16 protein-coding genes are annotated in these 19,321 nt (G+C 61.2%); 5 read left to right on the plus strand and 11 right to left on the minus strand.

Features of this window, described 5'->3' with window-relative positions:
• Positions 1–107: 107 nt before the first annotated feature.
• Complete coding sequence (locus ABVN20_RS20000; RefSeq protein WP_368557733.1) at positions 108–1,205, plus strand: PLP-dependent cysteine synthase family protein; 1,098 nt, start codon at positions 108–110, stop codon at positions 1,203–1,205.
• A 159-nt stretch (positions 1,206–1,364) separates the two neighbouring features.
• Here ABVN20_RS20000 and ABVN20_RS20005 read toward each other — a convergent pair whose 3' ends face one another.
• The 3 genes from ABVN20_RS20005 to ABVN20_RS20015 form a co-directional block, all read right to left on the minus strand.
• The gene (locus ABVN20_RS20005) at positions 1,365–2,978 is read right to left on the minus strand and encodes an NAD(P)/FAD-dependent oxidoreductase (RefSeq protein ID WP_368557417.1); all 1,614 of its coding nucleotides are present in this window, start codon (positions 2,976–2,978) and stop codon (positions 1,365–1,367) included.
• A gap of 95 nt (positions 2,979–3,073) precedes the next feature.
• A complete protein-coding gene (locus tag ABVN20_RS20010) occupies positions 3,074–3,739 on the minus strand; it encodes a COG3650 family protein (RefSeq protein ID WP_368557418.1) in 666 nt (221 codons plus the stop codon).
• A gap of 59 nt (positions 3,740–3,798) precedes the next feature.
• Positions 3,799–4,398 carry a short chain dehydrogenase gene (locus ABVN20_RS20015; RefSeq protein WP_368557419.1) on the minus strand — a complete coding sequence of 200 codons (600 nt, stop codon included), beginning with the start codon at positions 4,396–4,398 and terminating at the stop codon, positions 3,799–3,801.
• 104 nt (positions 4,399–4,502) lie between these two features.
• On the opposite strand from ABVN20_RS20015, the gene ABVN20_RS20020 reads away from it, so the two are divergent.
• On the plus strand, positions 4,503–5,411 hold the full coding sequence (locus tag ABVN20_RS20020; RefSeq protein ID WP_368557420.1) for a LysR family transcriptional regulator: 909 nt from the start codon (positions 4,503–4,505) through the stop codon (positions 5,409–5,411).
• A gap of 192 nt (positions 5,412–5,603) precedes the next feature.
• Here ABVN20_RS20020 and ABVN20_RS20025 read toward each other — a convergent pair whose 3' ends face one another.
• From ABVN20_RS20025 to ABVN20_RS20045, 5 genes are all read right to left on the minus strand, one after another.
• Positions 5,604–6,305: an ABC transporter ATP-binding protein gene (locus ABVN20_RS20025; RefSeq protein WP_368557421.1), complete on the minus strand. Its 702-nt coding sequence runs from the start codon at positions 6,303–6,305 to the stop codon at positions 5,604–5,606.
• The gene (gene livG / locus ABVN20_RS20030) at positions 6,306–7,073 is read right to left on the minus strand and encodes a high-affinity branched-chain amino acid ABC transporter ATP-binding protein LivG (RefSeq protein ID WP_368557422.1); all 768 of its coding nucleotides are present in this window, start codon (positions 7,071–7,073) and stop codon (positions 6,306–6,308) included. It abuts the gene before it with no gap.
• Positions 7,070–8,326: a high-affinity branched-chain amino acid ABC transporter permease LivM gene (locus tag ABVN20_RS20035; protein WP_368557423.1), complete on the minus strand. Its 1,257-nt coding sequence runs from the start codon at positions 8,324–8,326 to the stop codon at positions 7,070–7,072. Before ABVN20_RS20035 ends, livG begins: the two co-directional genes overlap by 4 nt.
• The gene (gene livH, locus ABVN20_RS20040) at positions 8,323–9,246 is read right to left on the minus strand and encodes a high-affinity branched-chain amino acid ABC transporter permease LivH (RefSeq protein WP_368557424.1); all 924 of its coding nucleotides are present in this window, start codon (positions 9,244–9,246) and stop codon (positions 8,323–8,325) included. The genes ABVN20_RS20035 and livH overlap by 4 nt, the downstream gene beginning before the upstream one ends.
• Before the next feature lie 232 nt (positions 9,247–9,478).
• Positions 9,479–10,606 (minus strand): branched-chain amino acid ABC transporter substrate-binding protein, encoded by a 1,128-nt coding sequence (locus tag ABVN20_RS20045; RefSeq protein WP_368557425.1) that lies wholly within the window; start codon positions 10,604–10,606, stop codon positions 9,479–9,481.
• Positions 10,607–10,945: 339 nt separating this feature from the next.
• On the opposite strand from ABVN20_RS20045, the gene ABVN20_RS20050 reads away from it, so the two are divergent.
• Positions 10,946–11,251, plus strand: coding sequence for a DUF2288 domain-containing protein (locus ABVN20_RS20050; protein WP_368557426.1), 306 nt, complete (start codon positions 10,946–10,948; stop codon positions 11,249–11,251).
• A gap of 278 nt (positions 11,252–11,529) precedes the next feature.
• On the opposite strand, the gene ABVN20_RS20055 is transcribed toward ABVN20_RS20050, so the two are convergent.
• On the minus strand, positions 11,530–13,728 hold the full coding sequence (locus ABVN20_RS20055) for a hypothetical protein (protein WP_368557427.1): 2,199 nt from the start codon (positions 13,726–13,728) through the stop codon (positions 11,530–11,532).
• Between the two features lie 194 nt (positions 13,729–13,922).
• Here ABVN20_RS20055 and ABVN20_RS20060 point away from each other — a divergent pair, with 194 nt between their 5' ends.
• Positions 13,923–14,819: an NAD(P)-dependent oxidoreductase gene (locus tag ABVN20_RS20060; RefSeq protein WP_368557428.1), complete on the plus strand. Its 897-nt coding sequence runs from the start codon at positions 13,923–13,925 to the stop codon at positions 14,817–14,819.
• On the opposite strand, the gene ABVN20_RS20065 is transcribed toward ABVN20_RS20060, so the two are convergent.
• A complete protein-coding gene (locus ABVN20_RS20065; protein ID WP_368557734.1) occupies positions 14,710–16,992 on the minus strand; it encodes a putative bifunctional diguanylate cyclase/phosphodiesterase in 2,283 nt (760 codons plus the stop codon). The two genes, ABVN20_RS20060 and ABVN20_RS20065, sit on opposite strands and share 110 nt — an antisense overlap.
• A gap of 146 nt (positions 16,993–17,138) precedes the next feature.
• Positions 17,139–17,504, minus strand: coding sequence for a YkgJ family cysteine cluster protein (locus ABVN20_RS20070; RefSeq protein ID WP_368557429.1), 366 nt, complete (start codon positions 17,502–17,504; stop codon positions 17,139–17,141).
• A 305-nt stretch (positions 17,505–17,809) separates the two neighbouring features.
• On the opposite strand from ABVN20_RS20070, the gene ABVN20_RS20075 reads away from it, so the two are divergent.
• On the plus strand, positions 17,810–19,159 hold the full coding sequence (locus tag ABVN20_RS20075) for a spinster family MFS transporter (protein ID WP_368557430.1): 1,350 nt from the start codon (positions 17,810–17,812) through the stop codon (positions 19,157–19,159).
• Positions 19,160–19,321 lie beyond the last annotated feature (162 nt).

A 19,321-nucleotide genomic window follows, 5' to 3' on the forward strand; every position in this document is an offset into this window, starting at 1 on the left:
TAGCAGTTGCCCAGGGTATTGAGGCTCAGCTGTATCTGTGCGTGATGTCGGATTTTTCCTAAGCTGCCGGGCTGAGCCTTGCGACGAGGCCGCCGTAACGAGAAGCCATCATGAGCGATAACCGACAGTGGGCCCGGGAAGCGGTCCGGATCATCGAAGCCGACTTCCAGCGCAGTGCCGACACCCACCTCATCCCCTTGCCACTTCCGGGGTTTCCCGGCATCGAGCTGTATTTCAAGGATGAGTCGAGTCATCCCACCGGCAGCCTCAAGCATCGCCTGGCGCGTTCGCTGTTTCTGTATGCGCTGTGTAATGGCTGGCTCAAACCCGGCGCGCCGGTGATCGAGGCGTCCAGCGGTTCGACGGCGATTTCCGAGGCGTACTTCGCCCGCTTGCTCGGCTTGCCGTTCATTGCGGTGGTGCCGGCCAGCACGTCCAGGGAGAAGATCGCGCAGATCGCCTTCTACGGCGGCAAAACCCACCTGGTGGACGACCCGACCCAGATCTACGCCGAGTCCGAGCGCCTGGCCCGTGAACACGACGGGCACTTCATCGACCAGTTCACCTATGCCGAGCGCGCCACCGACTGGCGGGCAAACAACAACATTGCCGAGTCGATCTTCCAGCAGATGCGCTTCGAGCAGCACCCCGAACCGAGCTGGCTGATCTCCAGCCCGGGCACCGGCGGCACCACCGCCACCCTGGGCCGTTACGTGCGTTACCGCCAGCATCGCACCCGCGTGCTGTGCGCCGATGCCGAGCGTTCGGTGTTCTTCGATTACTACCGGACCGGGGACGCCAGCCTGCGTCTGGACCACGGTTCGCGCATCGAGGGGATTGGCCGGCCACGGGTCGAGGCGTCGTTCTTGCCCAAGGTCATCGACGCGATGGTCAAGGTGCCGGACGCCCTGTCACTGGCGGCCATGCATTACCTGGCCGAGCGCCTGGGGCGGCATGTCGGCGGTTCGAGCGGCACCAACCTGATCGGCGCGCTGATGGCTGCGCAGCAGATGGCGGCGGCGGGGGAGCAGGGGTCGATCGTAGCGGTGCTGTGTGACAGCGGCGAGCGATATGCGACGACCTATTACGACCGCAAATGGCTCAAGGCCGAGGGGTTCGAATTGAGTGGGCTGATCGCGGCGGTGGCGGCGACGGTGGAGCGCGGGGAAGCGCTGCCGGCGAGTGTGTTGCGGGCGAATATCTGAAATACCCGGCACTTTGGGGATTCTCTGCGGATGCTCCGGTGTGGGAGCGAGCCTGCTCGCGATGGCGGCGAATCAGTCAACACTCAGTAAACTGATTCACCGCCATCGCGAGCAGGCTCGCTCCCACAGGGAATTTGCATTGCCAGGAGAGTGCGGGTATCAGGCCTCCAGGCCGAGGATATCCCGCGCCACCGCCTCGGCGATGCGAATGCCGTCGACACCCGCCGACAGGATCCCGCCGGCATAACCGGCGCCTTCGCCCGCCGGGAACAGGCCCTTGACGTTCAGGCTCTGCATCGACTCGTTGCGGGTGATGCGCAGCGGTGACGAGGTGCGGGTTTCGATGCCGGTCAGTACCGCGTCATGCAGCGAGTAACCGCGGATCTGCTTTTCGAACGCCGGCAAGGCTTCGCGGATGGCTTCGATGGCGAATTCCGGCAGGGCCAGCGCCAGGTCGCCCAGCGCGACGCCGGGTTTGTAGGACGGCTCGACGCTGCCCAGGGCGGTGGACGGTTTGCCGGCGATGAAGTCACCCACCAGTTGCGCCGGCGCTTCGTAGTTGCTGCCGCCGAGCACGTAGGCGTGGGACTCCAGGCGCTCCTGCAATTCGATACCGGCCAGCGGACCGCCCGGGTAGTCGACTTCCGGGGTGATGCCGACGACGATCCCGGAGTTGGCGTTACGCTCGTTGCGCGAGTACTGGCTCATGCCGTTGGTCACGACGCGATTGGGCTCGGAGGTCGCGGCGACCACGGTGCCACCCGGGCACATGCAGAAGCTGTAGACCGAGCGGCCATTCTTGGCGTGGTGCACCAGTTTGTAGTCGGCGGCCCCGAGTTTCGGGTGGCCGGCGTATTTGCCCAGGCGCGCACGGTCGATCAGCGATTGCGGGTGCTCAATGCGGAAACCCACCGAGAACGGCTTGGCTTCCATGTACACGCCGCGACCGTGGAGCATGCGGAAGGTGTCGCGGGCGCTGTGGCCGAGGGCCAGGATCACGTGTCGGGAGTGAATCTGTTCGCCGCCGTGCAGCTCGACGCCAACCAGTTGGCCATCTTCGATCAGCACGTCGGTCACGCGCTGGCCGAAGCGCACTTCGCCGCCCAGGGCACGGATTTCCTCACGCATGGTTTCCACCACGCCGGTCAGGCGGAACGTGCCGATGTGCGGCTTGCTGACGTAGAGGATTTCTTCCGGGGCACCGGCCTTGACGAATTCGTGCAGGACTTTGCGCCCGATGAATTTCGGGTCCTTGATCTGGCTGTAGAGCTTGCCGTCGGAAAAGGTGCCGGCGCCGCCTTCACCAAACTGCACGTTGGACTCGGGGTTGAGCACGCTTTTGCGCCACAGGCCCCAGGTGTCCTTGGTGCGCTGGCGCACGTCGGGGCCGCGCTCGAGGATGATCGGCTTGAAGCCCATTTGCGCAAGCAGCAGGCCTGCAAAAATCCCGCAGGGGCCGAACCCGACCACCACCGGGCGTTCCTTCAGATCGGCCGGCGCCTGGCCGACCATCTTGTAGCTGACATCCGGGGCCACGTTGACGTTACGGTCATCGGCGAACTTGTGCAGCAGCGCCGCCTCATCCTTGGCGGTGAGGTCGATGGTGTAGATGAAGCACAGTTCGGTGGACTTCTTGCGCGCATCGTAGCTGCGCTTGAACAAGGTGAAGTCGATCAGGTCATCATTGGCGATGCCCAGGCGCTGGACGATTGCCAGGCGCAGGTCTTCATCGGGATGGTCGATTGGCAGCTTGAGTTCGGTGATTCGTAACATGGCGGGATCCGGTTCGCGGGGCGCACAACTGCGCCAGGGCGTTTGAAGGCCGCGATTATAAGCCTCAAAGGACGATTCCCGTGAGGCTTAAACGATCAGTCGTTGCGCGAGCCGCCGAAATACCCGCAGCCGCGCTGCACTTGCCCATCAATGCGCAGTTCGGCGCTCATGTGCGCGATGCTGCCGTTGCTGGTGTCGAGGCAGCGTTGCGGGGCCACCCACAGTTCGATGTGCTGGTTATTGGCTTCGGTGCTGAGATTGAAGCGGCCATCGCCCAATTGCTCTTCCACGTAGGGAACGGCCAGGGGGGCTTGCCCGGCGCGGTCGATGACCATGCCTTTGCCGCTGACCTTGACGCTCCATTCCGGGCCGTGGCCGGCGGCGCGCAGGATCAGCAATTTGAAGTTCGGGTCGTCGCACGCGGTGCCGGAGCGCTCGACGCGGTACAACTGCGTCAGATCCAGGCGACTTTCGCCACCGTTGGCCACCACTTGCCCACGGACATCGGCGAACAGCTTGCCCTGGGCATCGGCCAGGCTGGCGGCTTCCTGCAGAATGCTGGTGCCGCCGATGTCATTGACCACCAGGTTGCGTTGCTCGTTGCACGGCTGGAACACCAGTTTGCCATCGACCGCCGTCAGTTGACCCTGCAGACGGGTCTGACCCGCGTGTGAGGCACTTTCGCGCGGGCTTTGCAGCAATTGGCAGGCGGCGAACAACGGCAGCAAGGCAACAAGGACTAAGGAACGGGCAACACGCATCTTTGGCTCTCCAGACAAGTGCCGCCACGTTACTCAGCCTGACCGTTCATCACAAGGGCTCAGCCCACATGAAAGGTCTGACCCGTCTGAAGGCCTTCCACGCTTTTGGCGTAGGCAAGTGCCACATCGGCCGCCGGAGCCGGTTTGTAGCCGCGGAAGTACGGGGCGTATTTGCCCATGGCTTCGAGCAGCACGGTCGGGCTCACCGAGTTCACCCGCAGGCCGCGTGGCAGCTCGATGGCCGCAGCACGCACGAAGCTGTCGAGGGCGCCGTTGACCAGGGCCGCCGAGGCGCCGCTGCGGATCGGGTCGTGGCTGAGCACGCCGGTGGTGAAGGTGAACGAGGCGCCGTCATTGGCGAATTCGCGGCCGATCAGCAGCAGGTTGACCTGGCCCATGAGTTTGTCCTTGAGGCCCAGGGCAAAACTGTCCTCGGTCATCTCGCCGAGCGGGGCGAAGGTCACGTTACCGGCGGCGCAGACCAGCGCATCGAACTTGCCGGTTTTTTCGAACAGCTTGCGAATCGAGGCGCTGTCGCTGATATCCACCTGCAAATCGCCGCTGTTGCGGCCGATGCGGATGATTTCGTGACGCTCGGACAGCTCTTTGTCGATGGCCGAGCCGATGGTGCCGCCTGCGCCGATCAGAAGAATTTTCATGGGGTGATCCTCGTGTGGGTTGAAAGTGGTTTCAGTCTAGAGTGGTTTTTTCTGCGGATAAGCGCGCTAATGGGCAACCTTTGGTTTTCTATTGGAAACAATCCATGAGCGAGATGGATGATCTGGCAGCGTTTGCGGTGTTGATCGAAGCGGGCAGTTTTACCCTGGCGGCGCAGCAACTCGGTTGCAGCAAGGGGCAATTGTCCAAGCGCATCAGCCTGCTGGAGTCGCGGTTCTCCGTGGTGCTGCTGCAACGCACCACGCGACGCCTGAGCCTGACGGCTGCAGGTGCGGCGTTGTTGCCACAGGCCCAGGCGCTGGTGGTGCAAGTGGAAAGGGCGCGTCAGGCGCTGGCGCGCTTGAAGGACGACATGGCGGGCCCGGTGCGCATGACCGTGCCGGTGTCCCTGGGGGAAACCTTTTTCGACGGCCTGTTGATGGAGTTTTCCCACCAGTATCCGCAGGTGCAGATCGAGCTGGATCTGAGCAACGACTACCGCGACTTGTCCCGCGAGGGCTTTGACCTGGCGGTACGCTCCGAGGTGGGCAATGACGAACGCCTGGTGGCGCGCCCGTTGCTGGCCTGGCACGAACTGACCTGCGCCAGCCCGGCCTACCTCGAACAACACGGCGAACCGCTGACCCCGCAAGCCCTGGCGGCGCACCACTGCCTGCTCAACAGTCATTACAGCGGGCGTGAAGAGTGGCTCTACCATCAGCAGCATGAGTTATTGCGGGTGCGGGTTTCCGGGCCGTTCGCCAGCAACCATTACAGCCTGTTGAAGAAGGCCGCGCTGGCGGGGGCGGGTATTGCGCGCTTGCCGTCTTACCTGTTGCAGGCGGAATTGGCTGACGGTCGATTGCGCTGGTTGTTGCGCGACTTCCAGACCCGGCGCATGCCGATGTACCTGGTGCATCCGTATCAGGGTGGGTTGCCCAAGCGCACGCAGGTGTTGGCGGATTATCTGATTGGCTGGTTCAAGCGGAGTGGGGAGGCGTTGGATCGGTTGTAGCCTCTGAACTTGTGACTCACCCTTGTGGGAGCGAGCCTGCTCGCGATGCTTTTCAATCACAGCATAGCGGTGGCTGACACTGCGCATCGCGAGCAGGCTCGCTCCCACAGGGGGGGGATTTCCCACAAGAGATGGTCAGGCAGCAGACAAAAAAAACGGCCCGAAGGCCGTTTTTTTGTTCAGCGCAACCGCTCAACCCCCCAGGTACGCCTCGCGCACTTTCGGGTCGGTCAGGAGTGCTTCACCGGTGCCTTGCATCACCACCCGGCCGTTCTCCAGAACATAGGCGCGGTCGGCGATTTTCAGCGCCTGGTTGGCGTTCTGCTCAACCAGGAACACCGTCACGCCATCCTTGCGCAGCTGTTCGATGATGTCGAAGATCTGCTGGATGATGATCGGCGCCAGGCCCAGCGATGGCTCGTCGAGCAGCAACAGCTTGGGCTTGCTCATCAGCGCACGGCCGATGGCGAGCATTTGCTGTTCACCGCCGGACATGGTGCCGCCGCGCTGGGTGAAGCGTTCTTTCAGGCGTGGGAAAAGTTCCAGGACCTTGTCCATCTGCTCCTGGAAGTCGCCCTTGTCGGTGAAGAAACCGCCCATGGCGAGGTTTTCTTCCACGGTCAGGCGGGCAAACACCCGACGACCTTCCGGCACCACCGCGATGCTCTTGCGCATGATCTGCGACGAGCTCTGGCCGACGAGTTCCTCGCCCAGGTAGCGGATGCTGCCGCTGTGAGCCTGCGGCGAGCCGCAGAGGGTCATCAGCAGTGTCGACTTGCCCGCGCCGTTGGCACCGATCAGGGTGACGATCTCACCCTGGCGGACTTCGACGTTGACGCTGTGCAGGGCCTGGATCTTGCCGTAGAAGGTGGAAACGTTTTCGAACTGCAGCATTTACGCTTCCCCCAGGTAGGCTTTGATCACTTCAGGATTGTCGCGGATCTGTTCCGGCGTGCCGTTGGCCAGGGGTGTGCCCTGGTTGATCACGACGATGTGGTCGGAAATGCTCATGACCAGTTTCATGTCGTGCTCGATCAGCAGCACGGTCACGTTGTGTTCCTCACGCAACACGCTGATCAGCGCCTTCAGGTCTTCGGTTTCCTTGGGGTTCAGGCCGGCAGCCGGTTCGTCGAGCATGAGGATCCGCGGGCGGGTCATCATGCAGCGGGCGATTTCCAGGCGACGCTGCTGACCGTAGGCCAGGGTGCCGGCCGGACGGTTGGCGAACTCGGTGAGGTTGACCTTGTCCAGCCAGTACGCGGCGAACTCCATCGCCTCGCGCTCGCTCTTGCGGAACCCCGGTGTCTTGAACAGCCCGGACAGGAAGTTGGTGTTCAGGTGACGGTGCTGCGCGATCAACAGGTTCTCGACCGCCGTCATGTCCTTGAACAGGCGCACATTCTGGAACGTACGCACCACGCCCTTGAGGGCAATCTTGTGGCCAGGCAGGCCTTCGATCGGCTCGCCGTCCAGCAGGATGCTGCCGCCGCTCGGCTTGTAGAAACCGGTCAGGCAGTTGAACACCGTGGTCTTGCCGGCGCCGTTCGGGCCGATCAGGGCCACCACCTGTTTTTCTTTCACGGTCAGGGCGACGCCGTTGACCGCGAGCAAGCCGCCGAAGCGCATGCTCAGATTTTCAACTTTCAGGATCTCGCGGCTCATTTGCGCAGCTCCATGTGAGGACGTTGCATGGGCAGCAGACCTTGAGGTCGCCAGATCATCATCAGCACCATCAGGGCGCCGAACATCAACATGCGGTACTCACTGAACTCACGCATCATTTCCGGCAGCAGGATCATCACCACGGCAGCCAGGATCACGCCCAGTTGCGAGCCCATGCCACCCAGCACGACGATGGCGAGGATGATCGCCGACTCGATGAAGGTGAAGGACTCCGGCGTCACCAGGCCCTGACGGGCGGCGAAGAAGCTACCGGCGAAACCGGCGAAGCTGGCACCCAGGGTGAAGGCCGACAGCTTGATGACCGTAGGATTGAGACCCAGCGCGCGGCAGGCGATTTCATCTTCACGCAGCGCTTCCCACGCACGGCCGATCGGCATGCGCAGCAGGCGGTTGATGATGAACAGCGCCGCGAGGGCCAGCAACAGCGCAACCAGGTAGAGGAAAATCACCTTGTTGATCGAGTTGTATTCCAGGCCGAAGTACTCGTGGAAGGTCTGCATGCCTTCGGCGGCCTTGCGCTCGAACGTCAGGCCGAAGAACGTCGGTTTCTCGATGTTGCTGATACCGTTTGGCCCGCCGGTGATATCGGTCAGGTTACGCAGGAACAAGCGGATGATTTCACCGAAGCCCAGGGTCACGATCGCCAGGTAGTCACCGCGCAGACGCAGTACCGGGAAGCCCAGCAGGAAGCCGAAAGTGGCCGCCATCAGACCGGCGATTGGCAGGCAGACCCAGAAGCTCAGGCCCAGGTAATGCGACAGCAGCGCATAACTGTAGGCGCCGACGGCGTAGAAACCGACGTAGCCCAGGTCGAGCAGGCCGGCCAGGCCGACCACGATGTTCAGGCCCAGGCCGAGCATCACGTAGATCAGCACCAGGGTGGCGATGTCCACCGCACCACGGGAGCCGAAGAACGGCCAGATCAGGGCGCCGACGATCAACGCGATGATGATCCAGCGCTGGGTGCCTGGCAGGGTCAGGAAGTTGGAGGTCTTGGCCGAGATCAACGGCGGTCTGGACGAGGAGCGCCACGCCGAGCTGATCTGTTGATCGAACAACACGCGCAGGAACATCAGGACCGAGCAGATGGCGATGATGGCCAGCGTGGTGGTACTGGTGCCGTGAACTTCGAGTTTGATACCGACGATGGACAGTTTCAGGCCCAGGACCGGGTAGGCAACGGCCCACACCAGCAGGGCGCTGAACAACGCCTGTTTAAGATTCCTAGTCATACTTTCTCAACCTCCGGACGACCCAGCAGGCCGGTTGGCCGGAACAACAACACCAGGACCAGCAGGCCGAACGCCACGACGTCCTTGTACTGGTCGCCGAAGATATCGGCACCGAAGGCTTCCGCGACACCCAGTACCAGCCCGCCGAGCATGGCGCCAGGGATGCTGCCGATACCGCCCAGTACCGCGGCGGTGAAGGCCTTGAGGCCCACGAGGAAACCGGCGTTGGGGTTGATCACACCGTATTGCATGCTCAACAGCACGGCCGCGATGGCCGCCAGGGCAGCACCGATGACGAAGGTCAGGGCGATGATGTTGTTGGTGTTGATGCCCAGCAGGTTGGCCATCTTGATGTCTTCGGCGCAGGCGCGGCAGGCGCGGCCCAGGCGAGAGCGGGAGATGAACAGCGTCAGGCCGAGCATGGCGATCAGCGTCACCACGAACACCACGATTTGCATGTAGGAAATCAGCACTTCTTGTGCGCCACCTGGCCCAAAGGCGAAGTTGCCCGGAATCAGGTTGGGGATGGATTTGTCCTTGGAGTCTTGCGCCAGCAGAACCGTGTTCTGCAGGAAGATCGACATACCGATGGCAGAAATCAGCGGAATCAGACGGTTACTGCCACGCAAGGGGCGGTAGGCGATCCGTTCGATGCTGTAGCCGTAGGCACTGGTCACGACGATGGTCGCGAGGAAAGCGGCGGTCATCAACAGCGGAACACTGTCGAGTCCCATCATGGCCAGCCCGGCGATGGCGATGAACGCCACGTAGGAACCGATCATGTACACCTCGCCGTGGGCGAAGTTGATCATTCCAATGATGCCGTAAACCATCGTATAGCCGATGGCGATCAGGGCATACGTGCTGCCAATGGTCATGCCATTAACCAGCTGTTGGAAGAAGTGATAAATGTCAGGCATTACAGCGCTCCTAAAAACCTGATACGCATTTCACTGGTGGAGTCATTTTCCCGCCCGGGCCCCGTGGATCTGCATCCACTTCGAATCCGGGTTTTGCCAGCGAACCGCTGATGACGGTTTTGAGATTTTCAGGTGGGGAGACTGGCGGATCACGCCAGCACGGCCCATGTACATTCGTAAAACAAAGCCCACGGCACGCCGTGGGCTTTGGGGCAGTCAGTCAGGCAAGGCCTTACTGAGGCGAAGCTTCAGTTTTTGGTTTGCCGAAGTGCCACTCGTAAACCACGAATTTGAAGTCTTTCAGGTCACCCTTGTCGTCGAAGCTCAGGTCGCCGGTTGGGGTCTTGAAAGTACCTGCGTGGATGGCGGCAGCCACTTTGGCAGGGTCTTCGCTCTTGGCAGTGGTGATTGCATCAGCGATCACTTTCACAGCCGAGTACGATGGGAACACGAACGGACCGCTCGGATCTTCTTTCTTCGCTTTGAAGGCATCTGCCAGGGCGACGTTGGCTGGATCCTGGTCGAAGGATTTCGGCAGGGTCACCAGCAGGCCTTCGGAAGCGCCCTGAGCGATCTGCGAAATGGAGTCGTTACCCACGCCTTCCGGACCCATGAACTTGGCTTTCAGGCCTTTTTCCTGGGCTTGGCGCAGGATCAGACCCAGCTCCGGGTGGTAGCCGCCGTAGTAAACGAAGTCGACGTTGGCTTGCTTGAGCTTGGCGATGATCGAAGAGAAGTCCTTGTCGCCGGCGTTGATGCCTTCGAACACGGCAACCTTGACATTTTTGCCTTCCAGGGTTTTCTTCACGGCGGAAGCGATGCCTTCACCGTATTGTTGCTTGTCGTGCAGCACGGCAACGACTTTCGGTTTCACGTGATCGGCAATGTAGTTACCGGCGGCAGGGCCCTGGGCGCTGTCGAGGCCGATGGTGCGGAACACCATTTTGTAACCACGATTGGTGATGTCCGGGCTGGTGGCAGCCGGGGTGATCATGATCACGCCTTCGTCTTCGTAGATGTCCGAAGCCGGTTGAGTGGAGCTGGAGCACAGGTGACCGACCACGAACTTGACGCCGTCGTTGACGACCTTGTTCGCTACCGCCACAGCTTGTTTTGGATCACAGGCGTCATCGTATTCAACGGCAACCAGTTGCTTGCCATCCACGCCGCCCTTGGCGTTGATTTGTTCGATGGCCATTTTGGCGCCACTGAACTGCATGTCGCCGTATTGGGCTACAGCACCGGTTTTAGGGCCGGCGATACCGATCTTGATGGTGTCAGCTGCGAACGAATGGCTGGCAACCCCGGCCAGAACCATAGCGGCAAACAGTTTGGAAATCTGCTTAGTAGCCTTTGTCATAGTGCTCCACTCTTACTGTTGTAATTTTTATAGTCCTGGCGCCGAAGCAGCAGAACCGGGTCGGATATCCACGACATCCTCCGGAAAATGCCCTCGGCAACTGTACCGGTACAGTGTAGAGCGCCGATTGTCAGCCTGGGAAGCTGGCGCCGGGGGGCAAAATCAGGGGGTGTCGCATTTATGAAAGAAAAAGACAGAATTGCGGCGGGGCTTTCAGCTGAGCAATCAGCATTCCTTGGCGTTCCTGCAGTTTTCAATCGGTGACGCATTTGCTTCCGGGTTTTTCTGCCAGACCACCGACGTTATCATTCGCGTCGATTTCTTTTCCGGACAGAACCCATGACTGAAGAACCTAGCACCCTCTATGCCAAGCTGCTTGGTGAAACCGCATCTATTTCATGGAAAGAGCTGGAGCCCTTCTTTGCCAAGGGTGCCCTATTGTGGGTCGACCCAAGCCTGGATTTGATCGCGGCGGCGGAGGCCGTGGCCACGGATGACGGCGAGAAAGTGGCTGCCTGGCTGGCCGCCGATGAGGTCGCCAAACTGTCTGAAACGCGGGCGCTGGATCTTTTCGAGCGCGATCCGGAGCTGTGGGCGGTGGTGGTTTCGCCGTGGATCATGATCCAGGAAAGGGCGGCGAAATGAATTCGCGCACCGCAATGGTGCGTGATGTTTTCAGCGGAAAGTGTGTAGCCGAGTAGCGTGATGGCATGTTGCCGTAGAGAAAGGCCACAGCTTCACGGTGACGTAAACGTAACGGGCACAGTTGAGGGGGCTGATTGCGGGCTGCTTAATTGTTTCTGGATGTTGATTTGCGTCGATTTGAAGACCGCAATCGCGAGCAGGCTCGCTCCCACCTTTGATCGCATTCCTCCAGAAAACATGCGATCAACTGTGGGAGCGAGCCTGCTCGCGATGGGGGCTTAGTAAGCGGTCTTCCCCGTATGGTTATTCAACGAAATAACCTTGGTCTTGCCAATGCGGTGACGGTAGATCTCGCGCAGGTACTTGATCGCCTTCTTCACGCAATCACGTGACAGGCGAATGTCGTTGATCGAGACGAACTTCTCCTTGTCGTTGATCAGCTCGCGGTATTTCTTCTCGTACATCGGCTTGATCGCGTACCAGTTGGTGTCGAGGATCTTCGCCGGGTTTTCGAACTCGTTGAGCAGGTCGTCGATCATCCCTTCGTTGAATTCCTCCTGGATGATGAAGTCCAGGATCGAGTTATCCAGCGTTTCGTCGAAGCGGTACGGGTTCTTCGCGAAGCAGCGCTTGATGAACGCGACGATCAACGTCAGGAAGTCGTCCGACAGGCACGGGCTCTTGGCGATCAGCGTGGTCAACGACAGGTTGGCCGACGCACCGATCACCAGCGCGTAGCGCTTGAGCGTGGTGTTCGGGAACAGGCTGTTGAGGTGGGTCTTCAGCCGGTTCAGGTCCATGTAGGACAGCTTGTAGTCCTTGGGCAGGGACACGATCGACACCACCGACGAGCAGTTCTTGAAGAAGTGCAGGTCGTGCAGCGCGGCCGCGTCATAGCCGGAGTTCTTGTACTGTTCCAGCGAAGCGCGATAGCGCTTGGATTCGATCGGCAGCAGGCTGATGCCTTCGATGGCCTGGGTCACCTTGTTGAAGTGCGGCAGGTCGATGGAGCGGAAGAACAGGTCGTCGATGTTCAGGCGCTGCGGCTCTTTCTCGAACACCTTGAACTTGTCGCTGCTCGGCGGCGGCGTTTCCGGTACCACGGACTCGGCGTAGGCAATCGCCACCGGGCCGGCCAGACTCATGAACAGGTCGTTGGCGTCCAGGCGGATGGTTTCGCCGATGTCGATGCCGGCGCGACGGAAATAGTTCTGGTCGTAGTCGGTGGTCACCGCCTGCGCTGTCAGAATGTTGAAGATCTGCTGCGAGATGTACTGGTTCGCATGCTTCTCCATCGCGTTGACGTCGATGTTCTGAATGTTGCCGTCATCGTTTTCTTCGGCGTAACGCATGATGTCGTTGGAGATCAGCATCATGGCGTTCCAGGGGCGAATGCGGCCCATGACGCTGGCTTCGCTGCTGTCTTCGTTGGCGAAGTTGTAGGAGAAGTCCCACTCTTCCGACAGGTACTTACACAGCAAGCGGCCGGCGTTGATGTGCAGGGCTTCGGACATTTCGCTGCGGTGATCGGAAATGTTCGGCAGCACGCAGATGCCGCTGGTGAAGATCGGCTCGAACACGAACGAATGACCGCTCTTGCCGTCGTGTTCGTCCATCGGCTTGGTGTCGAACGTCTTGTTCATGTACGAGTGCTGCTGGGCCAGGCCGAATTCCGACGCCATGCCGGAACCGGTACCGCCACCGGCACTGAAGATCGAGAAGTACAGGCGCGACTGGTTGGCCTTGATGCCGCAGCTGTCGATCAGGTACGAGTGAATCATTTTCCAGTCGGAGCTGGAGAAACGCTGGGTGTCCTTGTTCAGGATGATCTTGGCCAGGTACTGGCCGAGGATCGGCGCGTTACCGGCGCCACCGGCGTGGACTTCCGACAGGTCCATGATTTTCATTTTGCTGTAGTCGCGCAGGAAACCGCTCTTTTCGCCCTTGCGCGAGAAGCGGATGCGACCGGCGATGTCCTTGTCGAGGTCACCGAGCATGACCAGCGGCTCGACCAGGAACACAGGCTTGGTGGCCTTGTTCGGAATCAGGCGCAGGCTGGAGCGAATCCACTGGGCCGGGCTGTAGCCTTTTTCGGCGTAGCGTTTGTCCGGCGACAGGCGATCTTCGTTGTTGAATTCGTTGAGGTAGAACTTGCGGGCGTTGTACACCAGCTCTGCGACATCCAGCGCAATGTTCGAACCGCAGCGGCCGAGACCGATCAGGCACACCGACGGGAATTCCTGGGAGCTGTGCTGTTCGCTGTCGCCTTCCAGGTGCGGTGGGCGCGGGAACACCAGGTCGCGCAGGCCGTCGAGGTTGTCGAGGATGCGGTCGGTGTTGGTCTCGGTGAAATACAGGTATTGCTGGGTCGCCAGCGGGCGCGACGGCGTCAATGGCTTCGACGGTGCGGGGCTGTTTGCCGCGGGGCTGAGCGTCAGGTCGGAAATCGCGGGGGCCGGGTTATTTTTGGAAGTCATTGTGCGCCATGTACCTGGGCTGGTCGGGACGGCGGGTTGCGCCGGACCGTCACGGTTGGGTTCTCGCGTCTTTGTTCGGCGCGTAATGGGCCCAAGCGTCAGGGCATTGGCCTGAGCGTCGCTCGGGGGAAATCCTTTCCTAGTCATGATGGATCGGCCACTATTCGGCGATCTTTAATCGAAAAGAAGGCTAAATGATGTCAACCCTACCATCGTTGGGTTTTGCCGGGATTGGCCTGATGGGCCTGCCCATGTGTCGGCGCCTGTTGGCCGCGGGGTACCCGCTGACCGTGTGGAACCGCAACCCGGCGAAGTGTACGCCGCTGGTCGAAGCTGGCGCGCGACACGTTGCCACAGCCGCCGAGCTGTGCGAACACGCCGATGTGCTGATGCTGTGCCTGGCGGATACGACGGTGGTGCGTGACGTGGTGTTTGGCCAGGGTGGCATTGCCGAGGGTGGCAAACCTGGCCAGTTGCTGGTGGATTTTTCCAGCCTGGAACCTACCGCCACGCGGGAAATGTCAGCGCAGTTGGCCAGTCAGGCCGGCATGAGCTGGCTGGACGCGCCGGTGTCCGGTGGTGTGGTTGGCGCCGAGGCTGGCAGCCTGGCGATCATGGTGGGCGGCGCGGCGGCGGATCTGGAGCGGGTCCGGCCGGTGTTGCAGAGCCTTGGCCAGCGTGTCACCCACATGGGCGAGGTGGGGGCCGGGCAGGTGACCAAGGCGTGCAATCAGATGATTGTCGCCTGCAACGCTTTGGTCATCGCCGAAGTGATCGCGCTGGCCGAGCGCTCGGGGGTGCAGGCCGGGCTGATCGCCGAGGCGCTGGCCGGTGGTTTTGCCGACTCCAGGCCCTTGCAGATCCTGGCTCCGCAGATGGCCGAGAGCCGCTTCGAACCGGTCAAGTGGCATGTGCGTACGCTGCTCAAGGACCTGGACACCGCTGTGAAGTTCTCCCGCGAACAGGGCTCGGCCACGCCAATCAGCGGATTGGCCGCACAACTGATGCGCCTGCATGGGAGCCAGGGCTTTTTGGAAGAGGATCCGTCGACGCTGGTGCAAATGTACCGTGAGCCAGCGTCAGCGGACTGAAAGCGCTGGTGTGCTGGCGCTGGTTGATGTCCTCCAGTACCGGGCCCAATTGCGTCAGGGGCACCGGGCGGCTGAGCAGATAACCCTGCACCAGATCGCAGCCGTTGCGTTCCAGGAAGGCATATTGCTCGGGGGTTTCGACGCCTTCGGTGACCACCTGCAAGTGCAGGGTGTGGGCCATGACGATGATTGCCTGGACGATTTCCATGTCCTGGCTGGCCTTGGGAATGTCCTGGATGAACGAGCGATCTATCTTCAGCGTATTCAGTGGCAGGCGCCGCAGGTACGCCAGGGACGAATAGCCGGTGCCGAAGTCGTCGATCGACAGAGAAACGCCGAGGGCGCGAATCTGGCGTAGCAACACCAGCGACTCGGCAATATTGTTCATCAGCGCGTTTTCGGTCACCTCCAGTTCCAGCCGATGCGGGGCGACACCGGCCACCCTCAGGGCGTGTTCGATTTCGTCAGCCAGGTCTTCGCGGGCGAGATTGAGTGGCGAGCAGTTGACGGCGATGTGCAGCGTTTCGTTGCCCTGGCGCGACAGTTCCGCGAGGTCTTCGCAGGCTTTGCGCAAGACCCAGTTGTCCAGTTCGGCGATCAGGCCGTTGGCTTCGGCGATGGCGATGAAGCGATCCGGTGTCAGCAGGCCATGGACCGGGTGTTGCCAGCGAATCAGCGCTTCCAGTTTGGTCACCTGACGGCTCTTCAGATCGTAGATCGGTTGGTAATGCAGCATCAGCCCGGCGTTTTCCCGCAGCGCATGGCGCAACTCCTCCTCGAGCTGCAAATCCAGCGAGGCACGGGTTTTCAGGTGTGGATTGAAGAAATTCAGCCCGTTGCGGCCGCCTCCCTTGGATTGGTACAGCGCCAGGTCGGCGTGTTTCAGCAGCTCCTCGCAGGTGGTGCCGTCTTCAGGGAACAGGCTGATGCCGATGCTGGTGGTCATGACCATGCGCCGTCCGGCCAGCTCGATCGGCTCTTTCATTTTCAGCATCATGCGCTGGGCCATGAGCTTGGCTTCGTCGCGGTCACGCAGGCTAATGAGCAGGCAGAACTCGTCGCCGCCAAAGCGCGCCACTACATCTTCCTGGCTGCGCACCGAGCCCTTGATCTGCCGGGCCATGACGGTGAGCAGTTCGTCGCCGGCATCATGGCCAAGGCTGTCGTTGATGCGCTTGAAATGGTCGAGGTCGAGGAACATCACCGCGAGCATCCCGCCTTCGGTGGATTTCTGCAGCAGTTTTTCGGCGAAGATCTGGTTGAAGCCCCGGCGGTTGATCAGGCCGGTCAGGGCGTCGTAGTTCGCTGCGTGTTGCAGCGACAGGCGCGCCTCGTCCAGTTGGCTGAGCAGGGTGTTGACCCGTTGCAGATCGCGTTCCTTGTGCTGCAACTTCTTGTCCGCCAGGGCGGCACTGATGCTGCTGCCAATGATCAGCAGGGTGATCACGGCAACAGTGATGCCCAGTTGTTGGTGGCTGTTGTCGGCGGCCAGTGTCATCGGGCTGCCGCTGGGGAGCACCAGGGTGAAAGCGGCCATGCCGGTGAAGTGCATGCTGATGATGCCCGCGCCCAGGACCAGGCTGGCGCTGAGTTTGATCAGTTGATGACCGGCGCCGGTGCCCTCGCGCAGGCGGCTGGACAGCAACAGTGCGGCGAAGCTGGCGCCGATGGCGATCACCACGGACAGCCCGAACAGCAGCGGTTGGTAATAGGCCACAGCGTTCGAGCGCATCGCCGACATGCCCACGTAATGCATGCTGGCGATGCCCAGGCCGATGATGACCGAGGCCTGGGCATATTGCCGAATGCTCAGGTGAGGATGGCTCAGGGTGTGCATCGCCAGCCACGAGGCGAACAGGGCGATCAACAGCGAGGCAAGCGTGATCGGCAGGACGTAGTCGATTTCAAGGGGCGCCTGGAACGCCAGCATGCCGATGAAATGCATGGCCCAGATGCCGCCCGCCAGGCAAGCGGCGCCGACCCAGCGCCAGAGTCGTTGCGAGGCTGGCTTTTCCGAATGGCCGATGCGTTCGGCCATGTCCAGCGTGGCAAAGCCGCCCACGCAGGCGACGATATAGGCAAGCAGCACCAGAAAGGGATCATGGGTGCAATTGAGAACGACCTGGCTGTCCGCCGTCAGCTCAGTGACAAAGTGCAACCCAAGCCATTCCATAGCGTGCCCCATGTTGTTTCCCTGGCCGGTGCAAGAACACCGGTGAACTCAAGGGAGTATAGGAAGGCGCGCAAAACCGGCGAGGGGTGGTGGCACATTAGTGTCAATGATTTTGGAATGAGCCTAATAGCGATTCGTACTGATACTCAGGCGATTTGCTGCTCGAACAGATGGGCTGGCGCCTCGAGGGGTTGCAGGCCGAATGCCGCGCGGGCCGCGTCGCAATCGGAGTTGGCCTGGCCATCGACCCAGGAGGCCTCGAACTCCCGGCAGGGGCTCGAACGCTGCTCGTAAATCGTACATTTCACTTCGCTGCCCACGTCCCCCTCCAGGCTGATGCAGCGTGGGCTCTTGCAGTTGGTGCCCAGCATGGCGACCCGACTGGGAGTGATTTGCTCGACGAGTTCATCGGGCACCGTTCCCCCGGATGAAGCGCATTCACCCCAGAAAAAGGACACGCGAAAGTGTGAACAGCAGGCACCGCAATTCAGGCACGGACTGGCTTCGGACATGGGTATTTATCTAAGGAGGAGTGGGGGAGGCCGCAGGGGTGGGCCAGCTCGCTATTCTAGGCTTTGCCAGCGGCTTGGAAAGGGGGGCGCGCAGGTATTTTTCAACGGCTGGACGTGCGGTCAGGGCTGGCCCATGGGCCCCGTGAACATTGAGCCTCGCCGGCGTGCGGGGGCCAGTGATGAGCGTTGACTTGCCATGGGCTGGTATCAGCCTTACGAATAATTACAGACAGTTGTGGCCGGCCTGTCTAGATTGCAGATTCCGGGGGAAATGACGCCCCAATAACAATAAAAGAGACGGACCCATGCAGAACTCGACCCAAGCGGCGAATGCCTGGCGCATTCTGTTCCTGCTGTTCCTTGCGAACCTGTTCAACTTCTTCGACCGCACCATCCCGGCCATCATCATCGAGCCGATCCGCATGGAATGGAGCCTCAGCGATTTCCAATTGGGGATCATCGGCACCGCGTTCACCATCGTCTATGCCATTGCCGGCCTGCCCCTGGGGCGGATGGCGGACACTGGTTCGCGCGCCAAACTGATGGGCTGGGGCCTGGCGGCGTGGAGCGGGCTGACGGCGGTGAACGGCATGGTCGGCAGTTTCTGGACCTTTCTGCTGGTGCGCATGGGTATCGGTATTGGTGAAGCCAGTTATGCACCGGCCGCCAACTCGCTGATCGGCGACCTGTTTCCCGCCCACCGTCGCGCGCGGGCCATGGGCATTTTCATGCTCGGCTTGCCGCTGGGGTTGTTGCTGGCGTTCTTCACCATCGGCTGGATGGTCAAGGCGTTCGACAGCTGGCGGGCGCCGTTTTTCATTGCCGCGGTGCCGGGGCTGATCCTTGCGGTGTTCATGTTCTACATCAAGGAGCCCAAGCGCGGCGCGGCGGAGAGCGTGCAGGTCTCCCAGGAACGTGTAGACCGGCCGATTCGGCGGGTACTGGCGGTGCCGACGTTCCTGTGGCTGGTCATGGCGGGCCTGTGCTTCAACTTCGCGACCTACGCGTGCAACTCCTTCCTGGTGCCCATGTTGCAGCGTTATTTCCTGATGCCGCTGCACGAGGCTGCCGTGGCCACCGGCGTGATCGTCGGCGTGACCGGGTTGATCGGCCTGACCCTGGGCGGTTGGGTGGCGGATAAGATTCATCAGCGGGTGGCGAATGGGCGACTGCTGTTCGCTGCGTTCAGCCTGATCATTTCGACGCTGTGCACCGCCTGGGCATTGTATGCCGGGCGTATCGAGATTGGCGTGTTCGTGGCGGTGTTCAGTGTGGGCTGGCTGTTTGCGTATAACTTCTACACCTGCGTGTACACGGCCATCCAGGACGTGGTCGAACCGCGCCTGCGCGCGACCGCCATGGCGCTGTTCTTTGCCGGGTTGTATCTGCTCGGTGGTGGTCTGGGGCCGGTGGTGGTGGGCGGGCTGTCCGATCACTTTGCCCACAGTGCCATGCTGGCGGCGGGGGCGGAGCAGATGACCGAAGCGTTCAAGGCCGTTGGGTTGCATGATGCGATGTATCTGATTCCGGTGGCGTTGTTTCTGACCATGGTATTTCTGTTCCTGGCGTCGCGGTGTTTTGTGCGTGATGCCAAGCGGATGAAAGAGGGGTTGGAAGGGGTGGCCAAGCCCGAGATCGAAGGTGTCACGGCATAAACCTCCTGTAGGAGCGAGCTTGCTCGCGATGGCGGTCTTACGGTGTACATATCCATTTCTGCGGGTGCGGCGGTTTAAGGTTCCGCCTTTACGGCGGGTGAGTCTGTAGGAGCGGGCTTGCCCGCGATGGCGGCCTTCCGGTGTACATATCCGTTTCTGCGG

Source organism: Pseudomonas sp. MYb118, from assembly GCF_040947875.1.
In the GTDB taxonomy this organism is placed as follows: Bacteria; Pseudomonadota; Gammaproteobacteria; order Pseudomonadales; family Pseudomonadaceae; genus Aquipseudomonas.